Raw genomic sequence first — 24,822 nt, 5'->3', positions numbered from 1 at the left:
CCGCGTTGCGGCAATCAGTTTGAAATTATCTTGATGACGGGAAAAGCTGCTGGTAATCTATGGAACGTCATAGAACGTTTGCATTGTGCAAACGTTGAAGCGAGATGCGATGCAGTCTCGAGTTCTTTGGAGGTATCTATGTCAGATACGAAGGCGAAGAAGACAAACAGACGTTTTAAGTTCAAATTACCGCATGTCTATACGATCATGTTCTTGCTGATAGTTGTCTTTGCGGTCCTGACTTGGATCGTTCCCTCTGGTCAGTATCAGCGCAAGACGATTTCGACAGCGGCGGGCGAGCGTGAAGTCGCCGTTGCTGGAACCTATGAGCAGGTCGATAAGAACTACACCGATTCCGAGACCGGCGAGACCATCAATCTGGGTCAGGATATCTTCGCGGTTCTGCAAGCGCCCACCAAGGGTATCCAAGAGGCTGCCGACGTCGTTGCGTTCGTCTTATTGATTGGCGGATCGTTCGCGATCATCACCAAGACCAACGCTTTGAATGCCGGCATGAGCCGTGTGATTAAAAAGCTCAAGAACAAGGACATCCTCATCATTCCCATCACGATGACGTTGCTGTCCATTTGTGGCACTACGTTTGGTATGTCTGAGGAAGCCCTGCCGTTCTATGCCATCTTCATTCCCATCATGATGGGTATCGGTTATGACTCGATGACGGCATTCATCATCTGCTTCCTTGGTCCTAACCTGGGATATTGTGCTTCGACCATCGACCCGTTTAATGTTTTGATCGCCCAAGGCATCATTGGCATCGAGGGTAATCCGCAACTGTGGCTGCGTGCCGTTTCTTGGGTCATCTTCACTGCCGTCGGTATCGCATGGGCCATGCGCTACGCCATGCGCGTCAAGAAAAACCCCGAGTCGTCCATTGTGTACGAGGACGATAAGCTCAAGCGTATTGAATTTTCCGTGACCGATGCCTCCATCGAGGAAGAGTTCACTATCCGTCAGAAGCTCGTGCTTATCGATTTTGCTTGCGGTATGGGCATTATCGTCTGGGGTCTTGTTACCCAGGGCTGGTACATGAATCAGATTTCCGCCGTGTTCCTTGGCATGGGCTTGCTTGCCGGTATCCTGGGCGGCCTTGACCAGCAGACGATCGCAGAGGAGTTCGTTAAGGGTCTCGCCGACTTTGCGTACGCTGCCGTCGTTATCGGTATCGCTCGCGGTATTCTGGTCATCGCCGAGGGCGGCATGATCATCGACACCATCCTCCAGGCGCTCGCTACCGCGCTCGCCGGTGCACCCGCCGCCGTCTACACCACGTTTATGTATGTCGTCCTTGGTCTGCTCTCTTTGCTGGTTCCCTCGAGTTCTGGCCTGGCGGCTCTCACCATGCCCGTTATGGGCCCCCTGACCGAGCTCATGGGCCTCAATCCCGAGGCGGCCGTCACCGCGCTCCAGTTTGCCAACCAGACCATCAACACCATCAGCCCCGTGGCGGGCATGACGGTCGCCGGTCTTGCCGTGGCTAGGATTTCGTTTGGCCAATGGTGGAAGACCATTTGGAAGTTCTTCATTTTCATGGTCGTCTTTGGCCTGATCGTAACGGCAATCTCTGGCATGCTTCCGGTGTAGGTGGTTGTGATGTCTGATCGTTTGACGGTCCTGACGTCTAAGAGCGTCTTTACCGGTACGGGGGACCTGCCGTTTGAAGGTTTCGTAGCGGTCCGTGGCAATCGAATTGAGGCTGTTGGCACCAAGTGTGAGGTAACTTCGTATTTGACCCAGGCGGACGATGTAGTTGACCTGGGCGACCGCACTGTCATGCCTGGCCTGATCGATGTGCATACCTTTTATACAGGTTGGGCGCTGCGGACGTTGGGGTCTGATCTGTCCGGCATCGCTGATGCCAAAGAGGCTGTGTCGCTCTTGCGTGCATGGAAAGAAGATCATCCGGATTGCGCGGCGGCTTTTGGCCACAACCTACCCGAAACGTTGGCATCGGATGCCGAGAACGCAAATACGGCAGCTGTGTTTGACGATTGTTTTGGCGATATCCCTGTCGTCTGCTTTACACCGGGTGCGGAGACCTGCGTTCTCAATGCTGCCGCCAGTGCGCGATACGGCTTTACACCCCAGGCGTGCTATGCCGAGAAGATCTGGCGCATGATGAGTGATTTCCTTGCGCTGACCGAGGTGCGTGCCGGGTATTCGGACTACATGAGCATGCTTAACGAGCGTGGCGTTACCGCCATCAAGGAAATGGCGTTTGATGACTACTATGGCTTTGCCGACGAAATGGCTCGCCGTGAGGAATCTGGTGAGCTGACGGTTCGCGTCTCTATGATGTCGCAGCCGGTGGGCGCCGGTGCAAATCTGGCATATGCCCGCGAGGCACGAGAGCGCTTCCGGGGACCGTTCGTTCGTTTTTCTGGCTTCAACCGTATGACCGATCGCGGCGTATGGGCGGGGCTTGCAGAGATGATAGACCCCTATGAGGACTCGGCCGATGCGGGCGCTGCCGGCAAGACGGTCGTCGAGGAGCCAGAGTGGGATCTGATTGAGAGCGAGCTGCGTGCAATTGATGCTGACGGCTTCCGATATTCCTTGCATTGCCAGGGCGATGGCGCCGTTCGTCGCACCGTGGCGCTCTATGCCTCGCTGCCTCGAGACGAGCATGGACGGATGCTTCGCCGCCATGCGATTACCGATCTCGAGAACTCTGACCCGACCGATCTTGTCGAGTTTGGCAAGTTAGGTGGAATTTGCGAGGTCTATCCGCAGATTCTGACGCTGGACCGGCGCGAGGATTGCCTGTCGATGATGCGTCGACAAATTGGCGAGACGCGACTTTTACACAGCTGGAATCGCCGCGGCATGGAAGATTCCGGATGCACAGTGTGCTGTGGAACGGATTTGCCGCTGCTGATTCCGAGCCTGGGCGAGTCAATCTACAGCGCGTGCGGCGGATTCTTCGCCGACGGACTGCCCGTGAATGAGGTCAACACGCTGACGCTTGTCGAGCTCTTGCGGGCTTGGACTGCCGGGGGCGCGTACGATCTGATGCGCGAAGACGAGCTGGGTACGCTTGAGGTTGGCAAGCTTGCCGATATCTGCGTGCTCGATCGGGATGTGTTTGACCTCGATTATCGCGACGCACGCGATCTTGCGGTTGATATGACGATGTCGGATGGACAAATCGTGTTCGATCGAAATAAGGAGGCATAAGATGTCTGAATCCAAACCGACGCTGCACCGCGAGCAGATTGCGGGCATGAATATCCACTACATCATGTGGTCGCTCGATTACTTCCTTGATGTGCAGCAGCGCTTGGGCTTTGAGTCCATTGAGCTGTGGTGTGCAGAGCCGCATGTGACGCTCGACCACACGGGCTACTTTGAGGCTGAGGTCCTGGCGAAAAAGGCTGCAGACCGTGGGCTTAGGTATCGTACTCTGTGCCCCGAGAATGTTGTCTATCCTTGGCAGTATTGCGCACGCAAACCGCTGCATGAGCAGCGCAGCCTGGCGTACTTTAAGCACGGCATTGAGCTTGCCGAGGTACTTGGGTGCGACCGTATGTCCGTCAACTCGGGCTGGGGCGACTGGGACGAGGACCGCGAGGAAGCTTGGAAGCGCAGCCGCGAGCACTTGTCCATTCTGGCGGAGTATGCCGGCGAGCACGGTTTGGTGCTTACGATGGAAAGCCTGCGTCCCGAGGAGAGCAACCTTGTGACGACGGTTTCCGATGCGAAGCGCATGATTGACGAGGTCGTGAGCCCGTACTTACAGCCCATGGTTGATACAACCGCGATGGGCGTTGCAGGCGAGACGCTCGAGGACTGGTTTGTCGCCTTTGGTGATGGGGCAATTCACGAGATGCACTTTATCGACGGTGATCCGTATGGTCATCTGGTGTGGGGCGATGGCAAGCACGATATGGACGCCTTCGTCGCCACACTCAACGCCCATGGTTTCGACGGCATGCTGGGCCAGGAAATCACGGACGGTCGTTACTACGATGACCCGGCGGCGGCAGATGCCAAGAACATGGCCGCATTCGAGAAATATCTGATTGACTAAAACAACCATCGGCCACGCAACCAACGTCATTGATTGCGGGCCAAATAAGAAAGGAACTGGATATGAACGCACACGATCTGATCAAAGAGGCAATTGCCGAGAAGGGCAAGTTCGACAGCGTCTACTGGATTGCTTGCGGTGGCTCCATGATCGATTTGATCCCGGCCCATGAGCTTCTGCAGCGCGAGGCAACCACCTTCACTTCGTATATCTATACGGCTCGCGAGTTCGATATCATGCGTCCGCGTCGTCTGGGCGAGAAGTCCCTGGTCATCGCTTGTAGCCACAGTGGCAACACCCCTGAGGTCGTCGAGGGCTGCGAGATTGCCCTTGCTGCCGGCGCTACGGTGATCGCCCAGACCGACAACGCTGGATCCAAGATCGACTCCGGCAAGTGGACCACGTGGGTCTACCCGTGGGGCGAGGGCGTGCCGCAGGCTGAGGTCCCCGCTGGCATTTCGCTGTCGCTTGCGGCCGAGCTGCTCGATCAGCAGGAGGGCTACGCCGATCTTGCCGATATGTATGCCGGTATCGCCGAGATGGATAAGATTCTTCCCCCGGCACGCGAGAAGGTAAATGCCGAGCTGGGCGATCGCTTTGCCAAGCTTTGCCAGGAGCACGAGTTCTTCTATATTCTGGGCAGCGGTCCCAACTTTAGCCAGACCTACGGTTTCGCTATCTGCTCTCTTATGGAGATGCAGTGGCAGCACTGCAGCTACATCCACTCTGCCGAGTACTTCCACGGCCCCTTCGAGGCTACTCAGGATGGCGTTTTTTACTTCCTGCAGATGGGCTCCAGCGAGTGCCGTGCTATGGACGAGCGCGCCCTGGCGTTCCTTAAGACGCATACCGATACGCTGATGGTGCTCGATGCCAAGGAGTACGGTATGGAAGCCGTGCCGGCGAGCGTCCGTGCCTATCTGGACCCGGTGCTGTTCTACGCCATGAACTGCGAGCTGCGTGCCGCACGCGGCAAGGTGTTTGATCACGATCCCGATTTCCGTCGCTATATGGGTGTTGTCGAGTACTAGAAGGAGCAAAGGCCATGGCATTTAACGTTAACGCGCTCGGATTTGGCGACAACGTCGTCGATCGCTACGAGCATATCCACACCATGTATCCCGGCGGCAATGCGGTGAACTTCGCCGTTTATGCCAAGAAATGCGGTGCCGCACGCTCCGCATACATGGGCATTTTTGGCAATGATGCCGCTGCCGAGCATGTCATTGCAAGCCTCGAGGATGAGGGTATCGAGCTTGACAAGTGCGAGCAGATGATTGGCGAGAACGGAGCGGCTCGCGTGACCGTCGTTGACGGTGACCGTGTCTTCCTCGGCTCCAACGAGGGCGGTATCCGTGGCGATGCGCGTTATGTCCTCGATCGCTTTGACCTTTCGTACATGAAGCAGTTCGATGTGGTTCATTCGGGCAACTATTGCTTTACCGAGCGCGAGCTGCCCAAGCTGAAGGCTGCGGGCGTCACGGTCTCTTTTGACTTTTCGGACGACTCCACCGACGAGTACTACGAGCAGATTGCGCCCTACGTCGATTTCGCTTTCTTTAGTGCGGCGGATGCCGCGAGTGAGGACGAGATTCGCGAGCGTCTGGCATGGGTGAAGGGCCTGGGTCCGCGTTTTGTGTCGGCTACGGCGGGCGCCGAGGGCTGCATTGCTTACGACGGCGAGCGTTATTACCGCCAGCTGGCTAAACCGGTAACGGACATGAAGGACACCATGGGGGCGGGCGACTCGTTCCTCACCTCGTTTTTGATGTGCTATCTCGATTCCGCCAAGCGCGGTGAGGATGGTTCTGAGGCTATTGAGCGGGCGCTTGACTTCGCGGCCAGGTTTGCCTCGACCGTATGCGGCATGGAAGGCTCTTGGGGCCACGGGGCGCCGATTTCCGAATAGCCGAGCGGGCTCAGGGAGCTGCATTAGTGCCTCCCTGTGACTCGGTGGTCAAAAAATGCCAAATATGAGTACTGTGACTAATTTAGTCGCAGCATAATTGACCCCTTCAGACGTGATTTAAGCGTTTGGAGGGGTTTAAACTTGCGAAAATGTAGGAGGAATGACTGTAAAAGTGTTAGTTAATGGACAATCGTAGATCATTCTGGTGGTCGGAAAGCTCAAAGTAATGTATCCATTTCGGTAACAGTACTCATATTTGACATTTTTTGACCACAGGGGTCAGCGAAGGCTAAAAACAGAGCGTGAATTTGCTAAAACTGCCGACTCGATGCGCTTTGCGTCGCAGTTTTTGAGCGAGGCGATGCGTTCTGAGGTCCTTGTGAGTGATCTGATGAGCGACTGCGCGCTTGTTTCTGTGTTTGGTTCGGCTGGCGCATCGGTCTCGAGCAGTAGACGGTCGAGTGGAATCTGTCGGGCATATTCGCGACCGCGCTTGGTGGCGAGCATGCGTTCGTTGACGGAAAAATAGCAGCCCGCATTACGCGCGCGGACGAGTTCGTCCGAAGTGCCGCTAAACCAGTGGAAGATGATAACGGGGGAGTCGGAGTTTGGGATGAGTGGTCCATGCGATTCGAGGACGTCCAGTACGGCTCCTGCTGAACGAACGGCGTGAATTGATATCACGCGCCCAGTAAGAGGATGCTGCACGAGTGTATCGCAGAGCCGGTCAAATGCCTGTATTTGTAGCGGCTCACTTCCGGCAAAACGCGCGGAAAAGTCGAGCCCGACCTCGCCGATATAGCGCTCTTGGGCAGCAACTTCACAAAGCAGATTGACTTCGGCAGGACCGCAGCGGCCGTCGGCGAGCCACCAGGGATGGAGCCCAATGCCGGCGATGATGCCTGGTTGGCGACGGGCGCGCTCGTTAGCGGCCGAAAAGTCGCGTGGATTGACGCCGCAGTCAAAGAGCCCCAGACCCAATGCCGCCGACTCACTGGCTGCAGCATCGGGGCTGAGCATCAAGTCAAGGTGACAATGCGCGTCAAAGAATCGCGGTTCCATCGTAGGGCATCCTGCTAGTCCAGGCGCTGGCCATCGGCGCGCACGCGCTCGGTGCCGCGGCCACTGATCTGGCGGATAACCTCGCCGGCGATCATCTGGCCCATGATGGGCGGCATAAAGCTGGCGGTGCCCAACTCGGTGCGCTCGTGGATGTTGGAAGGGTCGCGGGGCTGTGTCTTAACCGATTCCTCGCAGCTAAACAGTACGTGTAGGCTCTTGATTCCGCGCTTCTTGCATTCTTTGCGCATAATGCGGCTCATGGGGTCACGTACCGTATCGAAAATGTCGGCAAAGCGGAGGCACTCGGGATGGAGCTTGTTGGCCCCGCCCATGGAGCTAACCAAACGAATGTCGTGGTCCTGAGCATATTTGGCAATGGTGAGCTTGGCCGAGATGGTGTCGATGGCGTCGACGACGTAGTCGAGCTTGCCGTCCGTCTGCTCCAAAACGCTCGCGAAGAACTCGTCGATGTTGTTGCTCAGCAGGTATTCGGTGCGTTTGATAACGGTGGCGGTGGGATTGATATCGCGAATCATGGCTTCCATCACGTCCACCTTGCGCTTGCCGACGGTGCTGTGAAAGGCGATGGCCTGGCGATTGATATTGCTGGGCGCGATGATGTCCTTGTCCAGAATTACAAAATGACCAATGCCGCCGCGGGCAAGTGCCTCGCAGCAATTGGAGCCCACGCCTCCGCAGCCGAGCACCAGCACCGTAGCATCGGCGAGTTTGTCGAGCGCCTCGCGGCCCATGATGATTTCGAGCTTGGTGTCGCGTGTCTCGATGGGAGTTGCGGCTGCGGTTTCTGCCATAGACATCCTCCGATGGGGAAGTGAATCGTGTTCTAGCTATCGCCATTATAGGTAATCGCCCATAGGCTGCGATGGCGTTTGCTTTGATGTGGTTTGAAGCATTGCGGTTAGATAGTTAGACAAACATCTAAATATCGAGTATAGTATGCACGTCATGAGAGATGATGAGAGGTGGTCTTATGCCGGGAGAGGGTTTTAAGGCGCTTGCCGATCCTACACGGCGTCACATTTTGGAACTGCTGCGCGAGGGCAATTGCACAGCGGGGGAGCTTGCCGAGCATTTCGATATCAGTAAGCCGTCGCTGAGCCATCACTTGGCGACGCTCAAAAACGCCGGGTTGGTGACCGACGAGCGCCATGGCCAAAACATCGTATACAGCTTAAACACCACCGTCATGCAGGATTTAATTGGCTGGTTTATGGGCTTTACAAACACGGAAGGTGATAAGGATGAATAACGAAAACAAGGGCATTCACCCCACGGGGGTATCGTCGCGCGTGTGGATTGCGCTGGTCGCTCTGTGCGTCGCCAATGTCGTAGCGCACCTCATGGTGATGCCGAGCTTGCCTGCGCAGATTCCCACGCACTGGGGAGCGAACGGCGCCGTCGACGGTTGGGGCCCTAGCTGGATGGCCTCCGCGCTCGGCGTGCTGCCTCTGGCACTTCTTGCAATGTTCTGCGTGGTGCCGCGCATCGATCCCAAAGGTGAGGCATATCGAACCTCGGGCAAGTTCTACCAGGGCTTCGTAATCGCCTTCACCTTGTTCATGTGTGCCATAAGCTGGTTGGGTGAGCTTACGGTCTGGGGCGTGGTGCCGGCGGTCGGTTCGGTCAACGTGCTGATTTCCGGTGCTATCGGTTTGCTGTTCATCGGCGTAGGCAACTACTTGCCGCGTGTGAAGCAGAACTATACGCTCGGTATCAAGACGCCCTGGGCACTTGCCGATCCTGAGAACTGGCGCCGTACGCAGCGCTTTGGCGGTGCCTGCTTTATGGTGCTGGGTGTTGGCCTGATTGTGATGGGCGTGGCGGGTGCGGTGCTTTCGAGTGAAGTCGTCGCCGCGGTGATTGCGGTTCTGGCGTTTGGTTCGGTCGGAGCCGTCTACGTCTACTCGTATCTGCTGTGGCGCAAATCGCAGCGAGCCGTTCGCTAAGGTTGCGGAAAACTAGCGTACGCAGTTCATAGTGTGTTAAGGGGGACTTTTCCCAGGTAGTATTAGGGGGCGTGGGCAACCATGCCCCTTTTTCGTTAAGTTTCAGAGCTGGTTTCCTCATTTCGTTTCCGCTAAAGCGAATCAAGAATAGGGAAACAGCAGGTAGAAAGGATAGAACAGGCATATGGCGGAGTTTATCTACCAGATGTATCAGGCTCGCAAGGCCCATGGCGACAAGGTAATCCTTGACGACGTGACCCTGAGCTTCTACCCCGGTGCCAAGATCGGCGTTGTGGGTCCCAACGGCATGGGCAAGTCGACCCTGCTCAAGATCATGGCCGGCATCGAGGAGGTCTCCAACGGCGATGCCAGGCTCACCCCCGGCTACACCGTGGGCATCCTGCAGCAGGAGCCGCCGCTCGACGACGACAAGACCGTCATCGAGAACGTGCGCATGGCATTTGGCGACATGATCGCCAAGGTCGATCGCTTCAACAAGATCGGCGAGGAGATGTGCGACCCGGACTGCGACATGGATGCCCTCATGGCCGAGATGGGCAAGCTCCAGGACGAGATCGACGCCGCCGACGGCTGGGATATCGATTCCAAGCTCGGCCAGGCCATGGACGCCCTGCAGCTGCCCGATTCCGACATGCCGGTCAACGTACTTTCCGGCGGCGAGCGCCGTCGCGTGGCCCTGTGCAAGCTGCTGCTCGAGGCTCCCGACCTGCTGTTGCTCGACGAGCCCACGAACCACCTGGACGCCGAGTCGATCCTGTGGCTCGAGCATTTCCTGCACAACTACCAGGGTGCAGTGCTGGCCGTTACGCACGACCGCTACTTCTTGGATAACGTTGCCGAGTGGATTTGCGAGGTCGACCGCGGCCACCTTTATCCCTACAAGGGCAACTATTCCACGTATCTGGAGACCAAGGCCGCCCGTATCGAGGCGCAGGGCAACCGCGACGCCAAGCTCGCCAAGCGCATGGAGGCCGAGCTCGAGTGGGTGCGCAGCTCGCCCAAGGCCCGCCAGGCCAAGAACAAGGCCCGTCTGGCTCGCTACGAGGAGATGGAGGCCGAGGCCCGCGCAAGCCAGAAGCTCGACTGGACCGACATCCGCATCCCCGTGGGCCCGCGTCTGGGCAACAAGGTGCTCGAGGCCCATCACCTGCACAAGGAGTTCGACGGTCGTGTGCTCATCGATGACCTTTCGTTCACCCTGCCGCGCAACGGCATCGTGGGCGTCATCGGCCCCAACGGTGTCGGTAAGACCACGCTGTTCAAGACGATTGTGGGTCTGGAGCCGCTGACTTCGGGCGAGCTCGAGGTGGGCGAGACCGTCAAGATTTCTTACGTCGACCAGAACCGTTCCGGCATCGACCCCGATAAGAACCTGTGGGAGGTCGTCTCGGACGGCCTGGACCACATGATGGTCGGCGAGACCGAGGTTCCGAGCCGCGCGTACGTGGCGAGCTTTGGCTTTAAGGGCCAGGACCAGCAGAAGCGCGCTGGCGTACTTTCCGGTGGCGAGCGCAACCGTCTGAACCTGGCGCTTACGCTCAAGCAGGGCGGCAACCTGCTGCTTCTCGACGAGCCCACGAACGACCTCGACGTCGAAACGCTGTCCTCGCTCGAAGCGGCGCTGCTCGAGTTCCCGGGCTGCTCGGTGGTCATTAGCCACGATCGTATGTTCCTGGACCGCGTCGCCACGCACATTCTGGCGTGGGAGGGCACCGACGAGAATCCGGGCAACTGGTATTGGTTCGAGGGTAACTTCGAGGCCTATCAGGCCAACCGCATCGAGCGCCTGGGCGAGGACGCAGCCCAGCCGCATCGTATTCACCGCAAGCTGACGCGTGACTAGTAGCAAGTAGAAAGGCCGCCACCAAGGGCGGCCTTTCTTGTAGCAATTGCACTGCAGCTATGCCCTAGCTGCTGGTTTGATTCATAATCAAAGTCATCTCTTTGGGATTAAAGCCCGTTTTTGCTATGAGTGATTTTCTAATTCCGTTTAAAACGTAAAGCCGCATTGGGTTGCAAGGACATAAGCAAATCGAATTGAAATATAACCAGTGCTGTAACGTTACAAAAAAGATTATAGAATAGGAGTACCTTATTAGTCGCTTCTCTAGAAAGAAGAACATATGCTTTCGCGTCGTCGTTTTCTGCAACTTGTCGCGTCTTCAATTGTCGCCTTAGCCGCACGTCCGAAAGAGGTTTTTGCTTCGACGGGCAATATTGATGGTGAGCAGATACAATTTACTTCTGAAATTGCGCAAGAGCTTGCCGATAAATATATAAAGGGACTCCTCGGCTATTCGTATACGCCTTCTGACCCTATTCCTTTTGTAGATGTTGATGGGTCCCCGCTTGGTTACATTGTTCCGGTTGTGACATCCAATAGAGCCGCGGGCTATTTGGTTTTAGATGCTTCAGATGATGAAATACTTACGGGATATCGTTTTGGAGACGGCTTAGTCAGCCCTATGGATCGGGGAGGAGATCTTGGTGTCGAGTCTTATTCGTTCAATAACCCAGTCGTAATGATCAATCCATTCGAATTCGGCGTGCAATCTTTGGACGGTTCAATAACAACAAATTGCGGAAGAACAATCCCGGCTGTTTCCATAGAAGGACGGCCTGTCGTTTTATCGAATAAACCTTCAAGCTGGAACGATGTTGTAATTTACGCAACTCAAATGCAGGATTACACAGTATCTGGATTTCGTTCCATTTCTCAGTTTATGTCATATGATGAAAGCGAGATTAAGAGGCTTACCGCCCACTATGCTTGTATGGTGACAGCTTTTTCGAACGTTGCGGAACTGTATGGCATTGCCAATTTATATAGCGACCCTTCGCAATATATGCAGATATGGAATTACACCAATACCCATGCTCTTTCCGATGAAGAACAGACTGTTCCCGGCGTTGTTTTGGGTGGAACGCCGATATCAACCTGTGCAACGGGGTTTACAAATTACTGCGCAAGCAGAGGAAGTACTCTTATCGCCCGCACTGTCTCCTCTCCGGCTATCGCGAGCATCCAAAATGAGATTAACTCTAATAGACCGAATGTTTTACATGCGAGTTTGTACAACGGATCAGCCCATTCTGTAACAGCGGAGGCTTACGCCACACTTACTGGTAAGAAAACTGGAGAGACAAGGCAGATGATTGGCATAGCGGACGGCTGGAATTCATCTTTATCCTTCCTGAAGTATGATCAGAGCTATTATGCGTGGACTTATGGAACGACTTTTTCGAAGTAGGGCGATTCGTCTAGCTCTGTCTTTGGTGCTGATGGCTTCATTGGTGGGCTGTTCAACAAAGGAAGAGATATCGCGCGGAGGTTCCGGAGAAGTGACTGCGACAGACTCAGGTTCATTAGAAATAGCTGGCGGGCATGCCGATGTGATGTTACAAGGAAAAGGCGTGCTTAGGTCGATTGATGCTGAAGACGCTGTCTGCTCAATAGAGGATTTGAAGACAGGTGAAACTGCATCGTACCGAGTTTCAGATAATGCTGCGAATATGATTGAGTCGATACCGACTGGAGCGCAGGTTTCTTTTAGATACTTTGCTCCGCAACTTGAGGATGAGCTTGCTTCTCTGGTGTCTATATGCACCGATGACAACTAAAAGGCCTGAATTCAAACGGCCTCGGATGGTCAATTGGCTATCCGAGGCCGTTTTTTACTCGACCGGGGCTTCGACCTTGTCGATGGTCCAGGCGGCTCCGAGACCGCCGGTGGTGTTGCGGCGGATGCGCACGGTAACCTCGTGGCGCTCGCCGGCCTGCGTGTAGCGCAGGGGGAAGTTTGCGCGGTTTCGCGCGGCCTCGATGGTACCGCGCTCGCGGGCGATCCAGTAGTACTCGCCGACGATGCCGAGGGTATCGGCGCCGTAGGGGAGATAGGTCGACAACTGGTGCAGAAGCGGGCCGGGGCAGAAGACCTCGGTTGCGAAATCGACGGGGAAGTCCTCGGGGATGGTCGGTGCTGCGGGTGCGGGGGCCGGTGCTGCAGCGGGGGCCGGAGACGGTGCCGGTGCGGGAATTTGGTCGCAAGCAGCGGCGGGCACGGATTCGATGACGGGTGCGGGCTCCGGCGTCGAATCCGGCTTGATCGCGGAATCTGCGGGCTCCACGGTGACGGGCGCGTCTGCGGCTGCAGTTTTAACCTCAACCTGCGTCGCGCTCTCATTCTCGACGCTCGACTTTGCCTCGATGGGCGTGGATGCCATGGTGGTGATGCCGGCGTTGGCGTTCTCGGGGTCATAGACGACCGTGAGCGAGATGGCGGGCTGCGGCGTCTCGGGCTCCGGCGTCGACTCGGAAGCGCCTTGATCGGCGGGCTGATCGTCCTCGGCCTCGTCGCCAAAGACATCGCTGTTTTGGAACGCAGACGTCTCGGGTTGGTTAGCGGCTTCTTCGGTTGTCGACTTGGGAGCTTCGTTGAGCTCAGCAGTGACTTCCTGCTCGGATATGACTTCGGGATCGGTCGTGGCGGCGATTTCGGTTTCGGCTTCTGCCGTTACCTCAATAGCGACTTCGATCTCGGGCTCGGGCTCGGGCACAGCTTCAACTGCGGGCTCGGGACGCTTAACGTGCTTGGGGCGCACGGCCTTCAGGTCCTTCTCGCCGCGCTTCTTCTTTTTGTAGGACTGCTTGGCGCCCTTGGTGGCCTTGAGCTTGTCTTCGCCCTTGGCAAGGGCGGCATCCCAGGCATCGTTGGCGATGACGGTGGCATACAGGCGACCGCCCTTAAAGACGGTCAGCTTAATGCAGTCGTCGAGCTCCTCGAGCAGCTCGCGCGTGGACTCAAAGCCCAGGTCATAAGCAGTCATGTCGCCTGCGGCAAGCGCCTCTTCGACCTGCGTCATAAACGTTTGCTTGCCGCATCCAATCGCATCGCGCAGCAGACGATACAGATAGATGTGGTTGCCCAGCGATAGCGTGGGCCTAACTATTGTCTTGCTCATGGCAAATCTCCTCTTTACACACGTAAAGCATCTTACCATCGCATAGCGTTCGCCATGGCGGCACCCAAGGCAAACGGGCGCGAACCGCTATCGATTCGCGCCCGTTGTACAGGTTGCCTATCTGGGGATGCAGCGCCTAGTTGCCCGATGTCGTGCCTTGGCTTGAACTGTCAGATGTCGTGCCCGATGTGGTGCCACTCGAATTGCTGTTGTTGCTGTCTGCTGTGCCCGTTCCCGAAGTGGTGCCGCTCGTCTGGCCGCCCGTGCTCGGCTGTGAACCGTCAGTCGTTTGGCTTGAGTCGGTCGTGCCGGACGGCGTGCCACTGTTGGCCGTAGAGGAATCGGTGCCCTGCGATTGGTTTTGGGTGTTCGAGGACGAATCGGTAGAGGTAGAACTGTCTTGCGTGCCGTCCGCCTGTGCCTGCTGATCTTGCGACTGGGTGTTGCCATTTGCATCGCTCTCGGTCGTGCGCGACGAAAGGATTGGCTCGGGGCGCTCGCCCAGACCCTCACCGGCGGTGGTGATAAGGATGGCGCCGGCGCAGGCGATGACCGCGACGATGGCGATGGCGATCGAGAAGATGATGACCTTCTTTTGCGTCTGGCTGCGCTCTGCCGCGGCTTTGGCGCGCAGGCTGTTAGGGGCGACGCGTGCCGTGGTCGCGCGTCCCGCAACCTGGCGCATTTCCTGCGTGGTCGCGGCGCCGCCTAGGTGCTCCTCGGCATTAAACTCAACGGGCTCGTAGGCGCCGGCAGGGTAGTCGACGGCGGCGTGCGTACCTTTGAGGGCTTTGGCGCTGGCAGAGATAAAGTGGCGGTAGACCTGCGAGGACACAACGGTGATGACCGAGCTCACGGCAGCACCAATTACTGAACCAGCGATACCAATCTTGGAGGCAAGCGCCACGCTCGTGGCGGCGGCTGCGGCGCCGGCAATGATCTGAGGAATGGAAATGTCATCGAACAGGCCCTTTTTGGGCGCGATGGCCATGGTCTGTCCGATGGAATGGTTTTCGTGAACGCCGTTGTTGAGCGATGCCGGTGTCATGACGCGCGTGCGCGGCGCGTCGGTGTACTTGGTTGTCATACGGGGTCCTCCCGGTGTAAATCTGCTTCGTTTCATGCAGCCATCAGGGTACCCACCAGATGTGAATCGTACGTGACATTTAACAGATACCATCAACTCATCAAGGGGGGCTTGCTGTCTTTGGCGAAATAGCTTGATGCTAAACTGGACTTACGATTGCAAGGTGGTTTACGTGATGTACCCGTATATGACATTCGAAGACGGTACCGAGGTCATTCATTCTGACCTGATTACAGATGGCGATATCGAAAAGGTTATCGTACATTTTGAGCGACCGACGGCAGAGGGCTTCGACTCCGCTCGTTGTGAGTTGCCTTCCTGTTCGTGGACTGACTGGGAAGGGCATTTTACTCAGAGTGAAAAACGAGCTTTCGAAGAGTGTTTGAGCAAATAATTTAGATTAGTTCGAGTTTAGTTCGAATAAAGAAGCTGAATGCGATGACCTAAAGCGTATGCATTTTTAGTATTAGATGCGTATGAAATGGAGGATGTGAATGGATGAGCTAATAGACTTTAAAAAACGATTTCTCAAGAATGGCGAGCTGGTTTCAATTCCAAAAAAGGAAAGCTATAAAAGAATCATGCTGCTATGGGCCGTCTCTTTCTTTGAATTAAATTCAAGTTATACGGAGCTTCAGGTTAATCGTGTGCTGTCACAGCTCTATCCTGATTATGCCGTGTTGAGGCGGTACTTGGTTGATTATGGATTCCTATTAAGGGATGAACGAGGCCTGAAATACGAGGTTAATCGTGATGTTCACGGTATTGAGAGCTAGCCATCCGATTCGGGTCCTATATATTGCTAGAGGGATAAGCGAAATAGGCAATTGGTGTGCGAATATTGCTTTGCCAATGCTGATTTACGAGGTAACTCACGATGTTTCTGCAACTGCTTTGATGGTCTGCTGCAGATTTGCCCCCTCTCTGTTTTCAGTTGCGCTCGCGCAGCTGCCTCAGAAGATGGGTATCGGGACACTGCAGGCCATGAGATTGGCAGACTTAATTCGCGCGGGATTATTCGTTTGCTATATTTTTGTTGATAGTAAATGGAGTATGTTTGCTATTACGTGCGCGGTATCGCTTTGCCGAACGGTTGAAATGCCCTGCTTTTACTCGTTGTTAAGAGCCAATACGAATAGTATCAATCGCGACGTAATTAATAATTCGTTTGGGTTTCTGCAGAATTTGATGATGGTTCTGGGGCCAGTTGCCGGCGGTTTTGTTGTCGCTCAATTTGGGGCGGAGGCTGTTCTTGCATTAGACGCGCTTTCTTTTGCCGTGTCGTTCTGGTTGCTGCGAGATGTTCCGTCGGTTATCGAGGTTAATGATAAAGAGGGGATAAGCAAAAATGAAAAATACAGGACTGCATTTAGCGATCTTAGCGCGAAGCACTTGGCAATTGGTTTCCTATTAATCGATATTTCTAGTGGCGTGGCATTCGGCTCTCTGAATTCTCTTTTGCCAGCTATAGCGCAATTGCAATTTGACTCGTCATCGATACAATACGGATTCCTTCAGAGTAGTCTTACAATCGGACTGTTGTTCGGAAATACAATATATGGTCGTTTAATCAGTGGTTCCGATTGCGTTAAATCATATTGTTTTGTGACGTATCTTGCGCTCGGTGCGTATCTGGCGTTTGGCTATCGCTATGCGTCTGGGATATCGTTTATTTTCCTTTTTATCGTCGGTGCCGGAAACGCCATTCAAGATGTGCTTCTCATAACATCGCTGCAGGATTTGGCGAGAGACGGATCTGAATCGATAGGCCTGTTTTCAATTAGGGAGTCTTTGCAATCGGTTGCTGTTGTTATTTCAACACTCCTTGTTTCGCTGTTCACGAGCATCGCGATGTTCTCAATTCTCGTTACAGGACTTGGTGTATTTTCAATTATGATGGTAGTTGTGTTTCAATTGAATTATTTGCGAAAGATGTGACGCTGATATGCAGATGTGACGTTGATATGCCTTAATTTTGAAATACATGCTCTTAGCACAGGCTGGCGTCTCAGTAAACTGGGAGGTTGCTTTGGCTAGTTAGAGATATGTGAACGTCCGTTAGACTGAATCTCAGGGTAGAAGGGGCCTCCAGTGTCCAGATCAACAAGGCAATGCTGCGTTTCGGCTAATAAGAACGATGGCTTTTTGCGTGTGGCGGCGGCGTCGCCGCGGATTCGCGTGGCCGATGTCGAGGGCAATGCCGAGGTTGCGCTGGCGGCTGTTCGCGATGCTGCCGAGCGCGGCGTTCGCGCGCTGGTGTTGCCCGAGCTTAATCTGACTGGCTATACCGCGGCTGATCTGTTCCATAACCGCACACTGCTGCATGCCTGCGAGGCGGCACTTGTGCACATTCTCGATGAAACCCGCGATCTGCCGATTGTCTTTACCATCGGTCTTCCCGTTGCAGTTGCCGAGAATATCTACAACTGCGCTGCCGTGTGCTGCGCGGGCGAGCTTTTGGGTCTTACGGCCAAGAAGTATCTGCCCAACTATGGTGAGTTCTATGAGCGTCGCTGGTTTGCTCCATCGCCTGCGGATCCCGTGTGGGTCGAGTTTGCCGGTCAGGGTCCGGTTCCGCTGGGTTCGGGGCTTGTCTACCGCTGCTGTGATGAAGGTGCCGAGGATATGGTGCTGGGCGTTGAGGTCTGCGAGGACCTGTGGGTGCCGGCGCCCCCTTCGACCGAGATGGCGCTTGCCGGTGCGACGGTGATCCTCAATCCGTCGGCTTCGGACGAGATTATCGGTAAGGCGGATTACCGCCGCAGCCTAATCTCCAACCAGAGCGCGCGCCTGTACTGCGCCTATGCCTACGCGGACGCGAGCGAGGGCGAGTCCACGACCGACATGGTCTTTGCGGGCGAGAACCTCGTCTACGAAAACGGCTCCAAGCTCGCCGCCACGAAGCTCCTCACCTGCGATATGGCGGTGGCCGACGTCGATCTTGACCGTCTGGTTGCCGAGCGCCGTCGCTCGACGACGTGGACGCGCGCGGACGATGCGCCGGAGGCCACGACCATTGAGTTCTCTTTTGAGGGCACGCTCTCCGAGGCTCCCGTCCTGCGCGATGCCTGCGATATCGACCGCGTTTTCCCGCGCGCGCCCTTTGTGCCGGCCGACCACGGCGACTTGGCCGAGCGCTGCGAGACGATCCTCGGTCTGCAGACTGCGGGCCTCAAGACCCGCCTCGCCCACACAGGTACCAAGGTTGCGGTCATCGGCCTTTCGGGCGGCTTGGACTCCACGCTAGCGCTGCTTGTGACCGTGCGTGCCTTCGATGCACTGGGGCTGTCGCGCACGGGTATCACGGCGGTTTCCATGCCCGGCTTTGGCACGACGCACCGCACTAAGTCCAATGCCGAGTCGCTCGCTCGTGACTTGGGTGTGAGCTTTCGCGAGGTTTCGATCCATGCGGCTGTGGAGCAGCACTTCAAGGACATTGAGCACGATCCGGCCGTCCAAGACGTGACCTACGAGAACAGCCAGGCCCGCGAGCGTACGCAGATCCTGATGGATCTGGCCAACCAGGCTGGCGGTTTTGTCATTGGCACGGGCGACCTGTCGGAGCTGGCGCTCGGCTGGGCTACCTATAACGGCGACCACATGAGCATGTACGTCGTCAACGCGAGCGTGCCCAAGACGCTTGTGCGCCATCTGGTGCGCTATGCCGCCGATGTCTTTGGCGGGCGCATTGCCGAGGTCTTGCTCGATATCCTCGATACGCCGGTGTCCCCCGAGCTTCTGCCGCCCACGGGCGACGGCGAGATTGCGCAGAAGACCGAGGATTTGGTGGGCCCGTACGAGCTGCACGACTACTTCCTCTACTACCTGCTACGTTTTGGCTTTGAGCCGGGCAAGATCTACCGCATGGCGCTCAAGAGCTTTGAGGGCGTCTACGATGTCAAGACCGTCCACACGTGGCTACGTACGTTCTACCGCCGCTTCTTTGCCCAGCAGTTTAAGCGCAGCTGCCTGCCCGATGGTCCCAAGGTGGGCTCGGTGACGCTCAGCCCGCGCGGCGATTGGCGTATGCCGAGTGACGCCAGCTCGCGTCTGTGGCTTGCGCAGATCGACGCGCTCAATCCAGTTGACTAAGGTTGGCTAAATTGAACCAATACGGGGGTTGCAAGCGTTACACTTTTGCAATCTGATGGCCCGTATCACGCGGCGCTCTTGTCGGAGCGCCGCGTTTTTCATATCGAAAGGTGGCACCATGCAGGCATCGCAGCGTCTCGACCGCTTTGGCGCGGAGGTCTTCGCCTCGCTCAACAACAAGCTTCTCGCGCTGAAGGCTCAGGGCAAGACCATTTACAACATGAGTGTGGGCACGCCCGACTTTAAGCCGTACGACCACGTGGTCGAGGCGCTCACGCAGGCAGCCCAAGATCCCGAGATGTGGAAGTATGCCCTGCGCGACCTGCCCGAACTCAAGCAAGCCGTGTGCGATTACTATGAGCGTCGCTTTGGCGTTTCGGGCATTACGCCGTCTATGGTGCAGTCGTGCAACGGCACGCAGGAGGGCGTGGGCCATTTGGGCCTGGCCCTGCTCAATCCGGGTGACACCATTCTGGTTCCCGATCCGTGCTACCCGGTCTTTGAGGCGGGTGCCAAGATCGCCGATGCCAAGCTCGAATACTATCCGCTGGTTGCCGAGCATAATTACCTGCCCTATGTGGCGGGCATCGATCCCGAGGTGGCCGATCGTGCCAAATATATGATCGTGTCGCTGCCCGCGAACCCGGTCGGCTCGGTGGGTACGCCCGAGGTCTACGAGGAGATTATCGCTTTCGCCCGCGAGCACGACCTGCTCATCGTCCATGACAACGCATACTCCGACATCGTGTTCGACGGCGAGCCGGGCGGCAGCTTCTTGCAGTATCCCGGCGCGCTCGAGGTGGGCGTTGAGTTCTTCTCGCTCTCCAAGTCGTTTAACGTCACCGGTGCGCGTATCGGCTTTTTGGTCGGCCGAGAGGACGTGGTCTCTGCCTTTGCCAAGCTGCGCAGCCAGATCGACTTTGGTATGTTCTTCCCGATTCAGAAGGCCGCCATCGCCTGCCTGAACGGTCCGCGCGATGAGGTCGAGGCGCAGCGTCTGAAGTACCAGGAGCGCCGCGATGCCCTGTGCGACGGTCTTGAGGGCCTGGGCTGGGAGCGTCCCAACGCGCATGGCTCTATGTTTGTGTGGGCCAAGCTTCCCGGTGGTCGCACCGATTCCATGGCGTTTTGCGAGGAGCTCATGGAGAAGGCCGGCGTTGTGGTGACGCCGGGCGCGAGCTTTGGTCCTTCGGGCGAGGGACACGTGCGCATGGCGCTGGTCCTGCCGCCCGACCAGATTGCTTTGGCTGTCGAGGCCATTCGCGAGGCGGGCCTGTATTAGAAAGTAATTTCGACTCGTCAATAGCTCGAAACCGATTTCGTGCAGTTATTTTACGAATACTGCAAACAATTTCGGTAAACGGTCGATTTTTGGCTGCGAATAGGGGCATAATCAAAGTCCCGATTGGATGTATTGGGATTACGGCAAGCCGCTCGGGTCGTTCCCGGGCGGCTTGTTTGTGGAGAGAGATGGGAGTTTCTAATGGTTAACGAGAAGAAGGTCGCTATTGTCGGCTGCGGTTTCGTCGGTTCGTCTTCGGCGTTCGCTCTGATGCAGAGCGGTCTGTTCTCCGAGATGGTCCTCATTGACGTGGACAAAAACCGTGCCGAGGGTGAGGCCCTGGATATCGCGCACGGCATGACGTTTGCCGAGCCGATGAAGATCTACGCCGGCGATTATTCCGATGTCGCCGACGCCGCCATGATCGTTGTCACCGCTGGCGCTGCCCAGAAGCCAGGTGAGACCCGCCTGGACCTGGTCAACAAGAACGTCAGCATCTTTAAGTCCATTATCCCCGAGATTAAGAAGTCTGGCTTTGACGGCATTCTGCTAATCGTCTCCAACCCGGTTGATGTTCTGACCTATGCTGCCATCAAGATGTCCGGCCTGCCCGAGGGCCATGTTATCGGCTCCGGCACCGTGCTCGACACCGGCCGTCTGCAGCAGATGCTTGGTGCCCACGTCGAGGTTGACCCGCGCGATGTCCAGGCCTATGTCATGGGCGAGCACGGCGACTCCGAGTTTGTCGCTTGGTCCAGCGCTCAGGTTGCCGGCGTTCCGCTGAACACCTTCTGCGAGCTTCACGGCCACCTGGAGCACGAAGCCGCCGAGAAGCGCATCGCCGAGGACGTCAAGAATTCCGCCTACACCATCATTGAGAAGAAGCACGCCACCTACTATGGCGTCGCCATGGCCGTCAAGCGTATCTGCACCGCCGTCATGCGCGATGAGCAGACCGTTCTGCCCGTCTCCTCGCTCATGGTGGGCGAGTATGGCCTGTCTGATCTTGCCATCTCTATGCCGACTGTCGTTGGCCGCGACGGCGTTGTCTGCCGCGTCCCCGTCCCGCTGGACGATGACGAGCAGCATGAGCTCACCGCCTCCGCCAAGGCCCTCAAGGACATCATCGACAGCGTCGACTTCTCCTGCTAAATCAAGCTTGCTAGAGCGAAAAGCTACAATGAAGGCGTCCGGGTCCACACGGCTCGGGCGCCTTTTTGGTGCAAAGTAACCTGACCCCAATGCACCACAGCTGACGGGAGGGCCATGTCGGATTCGCCTAATTTTTTGACCTATGCTCAGACGGCGTTTGATCCGTTTGAGGAGCGGCCGTTCTGCGCGGTGGACAGCCTGGTCTTTGCGTGGTTGTCCTATTTGCGTTTGCCGGGTGATATGGCGGAGCTGACGAACTGGCAGGGCCTAGACGTACGCGAGCTGCTGCGCGCCGAGTGCTACCAAGACATGATTGGCGACCTGTGGGATCCGGAGGGGAGTCGTGCCCTGTTGGAGGCTGTGGCAGCAAGCCCTCGCTACCGTGGCGTTCGTGTTTGCGGCTATCGTAGCGTGAGTGATGCCGAGACAACGGAGCAGTTTGCGGCCATGACGTTCCGATTTCCGGCGGGGTTTAGCTATCTTGCCTTCCGGGGGACCGACAGCACGATTGTGGGCTGGAAAGAGGACTTTAACATGGCGTTCCGGTGTCCTGTGCCGGCCCAGGAATCCGCGGCGCGTTATGTAGACGAGGCGGCGGATGCGATTGACGGGCCGCTTTTGTGCGGAGGTCATTCCAAGGGTGGAAACCTTGCGGTGTACGGTGCGGCGATGTGCCCCGATGTCGCCCGTGAGCGAATCGAACGGGCGTATTCCCATGATGGTCCGGGCTTCGTCGAGGAGTTTCTGAGCGGCAACGCCTTCGCCGATCTATCCGGTCGAATCGACAAGACGCTACCTCGGTCGTCGATCTTTGGCATGATGTTCGAGACACAGGAGGACTATGCCATCGTTGAGAGCACCGAGTTCAGCCTGCTTCAGCATAATCCCTTTAGCTGGGTGGTTGATGGTCGCGACTTCGTGTACTGTGAGCGCCTGTCCGCCGGTGCTCGATACGTTGATGGCTCCATTCGCGAGATGCTGCTTGCGGTGTCGCCTAACGAGCGCGAGCGTTTTGTAGATGCGTTGTTCTCCGTGCTTGAGGCTACGGGTGCTGAGCGGTTTGCGGATATCGCTGGGAATCTGCGCGAGAGCCTGCCCGTGATGCTCCAGGCTGCGCAAGGCTTTGACAAGGATACGCGACGCTTTGTCTCGCAGACTATCGTTGCGATTCTTAAGTGTGCGCTTCTGCCCAAACGTCCCCAGATCGACATGCCCGCTGCCGGCAAGAGCTTGGCAGAACAGCTCGAGGCTTGGCAGTCCGAGCTCCTGCGCTAACCATTGGTGCAAAGCAACCTGTCCCCGATGCACCAATCTTCGATGCGCCTGGGGCGGGATCGACCGCTATACTGGTTCGTGCCGAGATCGATCTAGAACGGAATGCCGTATATGAAAATCAATCACGCGATTCTGCATATCCTGGACTTTGACTCTGCCGTCAACGTCATGAGCCAGCGCGAGCTCGATATCGAAAGTCGTACCGTGCGTAATTTCGTAACCACGCACCTGCGGCGCGCTCGTACCTCGGCTGATAACAAGCGTGCCACGTTTGCCGAGAACTCCGCATTCGGCGGCGAGCTCAAGGGCTATTTCTTTGGTGAGCGTGAGTTCGTGGATCTGTCTCAGCAGATTGCGGAGTTCATCTCTTCCGAACTTACCAAGGCCGAGAAAGCCGAGTCCACTGACGTGCTTGTGGCGGACTTTGATGACGATGAGGATGCCCGCTGGTTTGCCGTGATGCTGCTGGGCTCCAAGCAGGCTTTTATGCACGAGGTGGGTCGCGAAGAGGGCGAGGTGCGCAACGACATTGCGCGCCACTACGCCATTCTGCCGAATCCCTCGCAAAAGGTGCCGAGCTATGCAATCGTGCGTGCAAGCACCATGGAGATCGGCTATGTGGATAAGAAGCGCAAGATTGCCGGCGAGGATCGCATGCTCATTCCCGATGGCCTGCTGCAGTGCGACACGGGGGTATCGGGCAAGGAGGTCATCGACACCGTGACGCGTGTGGTCGAGGAAGTCGCCGAGGAGCACGGTGCCAACACGGCTGTAGCACTCGCCAAGGTTAAGGCTGCTGTTGCCGAGAAAGTTGAGGATGACGAGGAACTGCCCCCTTGGGATATCGTCGATGAGGTCTTTGAGGACGAGCCGGTTATCAAGGAGAGCGTGCGCGCGGCACTGACTGAGGAGAAGGTGCCTGAGCGTGTGCCCGTGGAGCGCAAGCAGGTCGAACGCGCGGCGGTGCGCAACCACAAGATCCGTACCGACACGGGCATCGAGATCAGCTTCCCGGCCGAGATGGGTTCGAACTCTGAGTACATCGAGTTTGTCAACGAGCCCAACGGCCTCATCTCCATCGAGCTCAAGAACATCGGGTCAATTGAGAATCGATAAACTGCGCTTGGACGCTGCAGAAAAACAAAGGCCGAAGCCCCAATGGAGCTTCGGCCTTTTTGCTTAGAACTGCATTTCCTTGCAGGTTGACACGCCTCTAGAGCCGGCGTAAGCCTTCCTCGAGACCGGTCTTGCTGTCGGTCTTCTCGTCGCGCATCTTGATGGCGCGGGCGGGGACACCGGCCACGACGGCGCCGGCGGGGACGTCCTCGACGCACACGGCGCCGGCGGCAACTACAGCACCCTTGCCCACGTGCACGCCTTCCAGGACCACGGCGTTTGCGCCGATCATGACATCGTCCTCGATGATGACGGGCGTGGCGCTGGCGGGCTCCACAACGCCTGCCAGCACGGTGCCGGCGCCGATGTGGCAGTTCTTGCCCACGGTGGCGCGACCGCCCAGCACGGCGCCCATATCGATCATGGAACCCTCGCCGATAACGGAGCCGATGTTGATGATGGCGCCCATCATGATGACGGCACGGTCGCCAATCTCGACGCGGTCGCGGATGATCGCGCCCGGCTCGATGCGGGCGTTGATGCCCTTAAGGTCGAGCATGGGCACGGCGGAGTTGCGGCAATCGTTTTCAACGTCGTAGTAATCGATGGAATCGGCATTGGCGTCCAGGATGGTCTTGAGCTCGTCCCAGTCGCCAAAGACGGTCTTGCCGCGACGGCCGCCGTAGACATGTGCGTCGCCCCAGGCAACCTTCATGCCCGGCTTCTCGCGCACGTACAGCTTGACGGGCGTCTTTTTGGGCGCGGTGGCGATGTAGTTGATAATCTCCTGTGCATCCATCTCGGCTGCGTTGCTCATTTGCTATCTCTCCTTTGGGTGGATTCGGTTGA

The 24,822-nt window shown here is 56.8% G+C and carries 22 protein-coding genes; 17 read left to right on the top strand and 5 right to left on the bottom strand.

From position 1 onward, the window contains the following. The first annotated feature begins 138 nt into the window (after nt 1-138). The 5 genes from ABCP74_RS00910 (at nt 139) to ABCP74_RS00890 (ending at nt 5,957) form a co-directional block, all read left to right on the top strand. Nucleotides 139-1,602 (top strand): YfcC family protein, encoded by a 1,464-nt coding sequence (locus ABCP74_RS00910; protein ID WP_196032662.1) that lies wholly within the window; start codon nt 139-141, stop codon nt 1,600-1,602. Between the two features lie 9 nt (nt 1,603-1,611). Further along, nucleotides 1,612-3,195 (top strand): amidohydrolase, encoded by a 1,584-nt coding sequence (locus ABCP74_RS00905; protein ID WP_196032665.1) that lies wholly within the window; start codon nt 1,612-1,614, stop codon nt 3,193-3,195. A gap of 1 nt (nt 3,196) precedes the next feature. Next, complete coding sequence (locus ABCP74_RS00900; protein ID WP_343001035.1) at nt 3,197-4,048, top strand: sugar phosphate isomerase/epimerase family protein; 852 nt, start codon at nt 3,197-3,199, stop codon at nt 4,046-4,048. A gap of 62 nt (nt 4,049-4,110) precedes the next feature. Continuing rightward, the gene (locus tag ABCP74_RS00895) at nt 4,111-5,079 is read left to right on the top strand and encodes an SIS domain-containing protein (RefSeq protein ID WP_022094440.1); all 969 of its coding nucleotides are present in this window, start codon (nt 4,111-4,113) and stop codon (nt 5,077-5,079) included. Between the two features lie 14 nt (nt 5,080-5,093). Continuing rightward, nucleotides 5,094-5,957: a PfkB family carbohydrate kinase gene (locus ABCP74_RS00890; protein WP_148332760.1), complete on the top strand. Its 864-nt coding sequence runs from the start codon at nt 5,094-5,096 to the stop codon at nt 5,955-5,957. A 279-nt stretch (nt 5,958-6,236) separates the two neighbouring features. On the opposite strand, the gene ABCP74_RS00885 is transcribed toward ABCP74_RS00890, so the two are convergent. Both ABCP74_RS00885 and ABCP74_RS00880 read right to left on the bottom strand, forming a co-directional pair. Then, nucleotides 6,237-7,019 carry a TatD family hydrolase gene (locus tag ABCP74_RS00885; protein ID WP_343001034.1) on the bottom strand — a complete coding sequence of 261 codons (783 nt, stop codon included), beginning with the start codon at nt 7,017-7,019 and terminating at the stop codon, nt 6,237-6,239. A 14-nt stretch (nt 7,020-7,033) separates the two neighbouring features. Continuing rightward, on the bottom strand, nt 7,034-7,831 hold the full coding sequence (locus tag ABCP74_RS00880) for a tRNA threonylcarbamoyladenosine dehydratase (protein WP_343001033.1): 798 nt from the start codon (nt 7,829-7,831) through the stop codon (nt 7,034-7,036). Between the two features lie 179 nt (nt 7,832-8,010). On the opposite strand from ABCP74_RS00880, the gene ABCP74_RS00875 reads away from it, so the two are divergent. The 5 genes from ABCP74_RS00875 to ABCP74_RS00855 all read left to right on the top strand — a co-directional run bounded on the left by ABCP74_RS00875 (nt 8,011) and on the right by ABCP74_RS00855 (nt 12,628). Next, nucleotides 8,011-8,289 carry an autorepressor SdpR family transcription factor gene (locus ABCP74_RS00875; RefSeq protein WP_117794490.1) on the top strand — a complete coding sequence of 93 codons (279 nt, stop codon included), beginning with the start codon at nt 8,011-8,013 and terminating at the stop codon, nt 8,287-8,289. Beyond that, nucleotides 8,282-8,986: an SdpI family protein gene (locus ABCP74_RS00870; RefSeq protein ID WP_343001032.1), complete on the top strand. Its 705-nt coding sequence runs from the start codon at nt 8,282-8,284 to the stop codon at nt 8,984-8,986. Before ABCP74_RS00875 ends, ABCP74_RS00870 begins: the two co-directional genes overlap by 8 nt. A gap of 184 nt (nt 8,987-9,170) precedes the next feature. Then, nucleotides 9,171-10,850: an energy-dependent translational throttle protein EttA gene (gene ettA, locus ABCP74_RS00865; protein WP_055251458.1), complete on the top strand. Its 1,680-nt coding sequence runs from the start codon at nt 9,171-9,173 to the stop codon at nt 10,848-10,850. 280 nt (nt 10,851-11,130) lie between these two features. Then, nucleotides 11,131-12,258, top strand: a complete 1,128-nt coding sequence (locus tag ABCP74_RS00860; RefSeq protein WP_148345610.1) for a hypothetical protein — start codon at nt 11,131-11,133, stop codon at nt 12,256-12,258. 31 nt (nt 12,259-12,289) lie between these two features. Further along, nucleotides 12,290-12,628, top strand: coding sequence for a hypothetical protein (locus ABCP74_RS00855; protein WP_196022586.1), 339 nt, complete (start codon nt 12,290-12,292; stop codon nt 12,626-12,628). A gap of 54 nt (nt 12,629-12,682) precedes the next feature. Here the strand turns inward: ABCP74_RS00855 and ABCP74_RS00850 are convergent, their stop codons facing one another. Together ABCP74_RS00850 and ABCP74_RS00845 are read right to left on the bottom strand one after the other, a co-directional pair. Further along, entirely contained in the window at nt 12,683-13,969 is a 1,287-nt protein-coding gene (locus ABCP74_RS00850; protein WP_343001031.1) for a hypothetical protein, read from the bottom strand. A gap of 136 nt (nt 13,970-14,105) precedes the next feature. Beyond that, nucleotides 14,106-15,056, bottom strand: a complete 951-nt coding sequence (locus ABCP74_RS00845; protein ID WP_343001030.1) for a hypothetical protein — start codon at nt 15,054-15,056, stop codon at nt 14,106-14,108. 494 nt (nt 15,057-15,550) lie between these two features. Between ABCP74_RS00845 and ABCP74_RS00840 the strand changes: the two genes are divergently transcribed. The 7 genes from ABCP74_RS00840 to ABCP74_RS00810 all read left to right on the top strand — a co-directional run bounded on the left by ABCP74_RS00840 (nt 15,551) and on the right by ABCP74_RS00810 (nt 23,973). Beyond that, complete coding sequence (locus tag ABCP74_RS00840) at nt 15,551-15,832, top strand: DUF2087 domain-containing protein (RefSeq protein ID WP_343001029.1); 282 nt, start codon at nt 15,551-15,553, stop codon at nt 15,830-15,832. Then, nucleotides 15,810-16,994, top strand: a complete 1,185-nt coding sequence (locus ABCP74_RS00835) for an MFS transporter (protein ID WP_343001028.1) — start codon at nt 15,810-15,812, stop codon at nt 16,992-16,994. Before ABCP74_RS00840 ends, ABCP74_RS00835 begins: the two co-directional genes overlap by 23 nt. Before the next feature lie 153 nt (nt 16,995-17,147). Beyond that, on the top strand, nt 17,148-19,148 hold the full coding sequence (locus tag ABCP74_RS00830; RefSeq protein WP_343001027.1) for an NAD(+) synthase: 2,001 nt from the start codon (nt 17,148-17,150) through the stop codon (nt 19,146-19,148). A 118-nt stretch (nt 19,149-19,266) separates the two neighbouring features. Continuing rightward, nucleotides 19,267-20,430 carry a pyridoxal phosphate-dependent aminotransferase gene (locus tag ABCP74_RS00825; RefSeq protein WP_343001026.1) on the top strand — a complete coding sequence of 388 codons (1,164 nt, stop codon included), beginning with the start codon at nt 19,267-19,269 and terminating at the stop codon, nt 20,428-20,430. Between the two features lie 201 nt (nt 20,431-20,631). Next, nucleotides 20,632-21,582, top strand: coding sequence for an L-lactate dehydrogenase (locus ABCP74_RS00820; RefSeq protein WP_117564413.1), 951 nt, complete (start codon nt 20,632-20,634; stop codon nt 21,580-21,582). A 114-nt stretch (nt 21,583-21,696) separates the two neighbouring features. Then, on the top strand, nt 21,697-22,857 hold the full coding sequence (locus ABCP74_RS00815) for a DUF2974 domain-containing protein (RefSeq protein WP_006234342.1): 1,161 nt from the start codon (nt 21,697-21,699) through the stop codon (nt 22,855-22,857). A 111-nt stretch (nt 22,858-22,968) separates the two neighbouring features. Beyond that, on the top strand, nt 22,969-23,973 hold the full coding sequence (locus ABCP74_RS00810; protein ID WP_022094136.1) for a nucleoid-associated protein: 1,005 nt from the start codon (nt 22,969-22,971) through the stop codon (nt 23,971-23,973). A gap of 97 nt (nt 23,974-24,070) precedes the next feature. On the opposite strand, the gene dapD is transcribed toward ABCP74_RS00810, so the two are convergent. Then, the gene (gene dapD, locus ABCP74_RS00805; RefSeq protein ID WP_217107736.1) at nt 24,071-24,790 is read right to left on the bottom strand and encodes a 2,3,4,5-tetrahydropyridine-2,6-dicarboxylate N-acetyltransferase; all 720 of its coding nucleotides are present in this window, start codon (nt 24,788-24,790) and stop codon (nt 24,071-24,073) included. Nucleotides 24,791-24,822 lie beyond the last annotated feature (32 nt).

The organism is Collinsella aerofaciens (assembly GCF_039062315.1).
Lineage (GTDB): Bacteria > Actinomycetota > Coriobacteriia > Coriobacteriales > Coriobacteriaceae > Collinsella > Collinsella aerofaciens_BG.
Note: the sequence above shows the minus strand (reverse complement) of the source record. Positions and strands in the feature narration are given on the sequence as shown.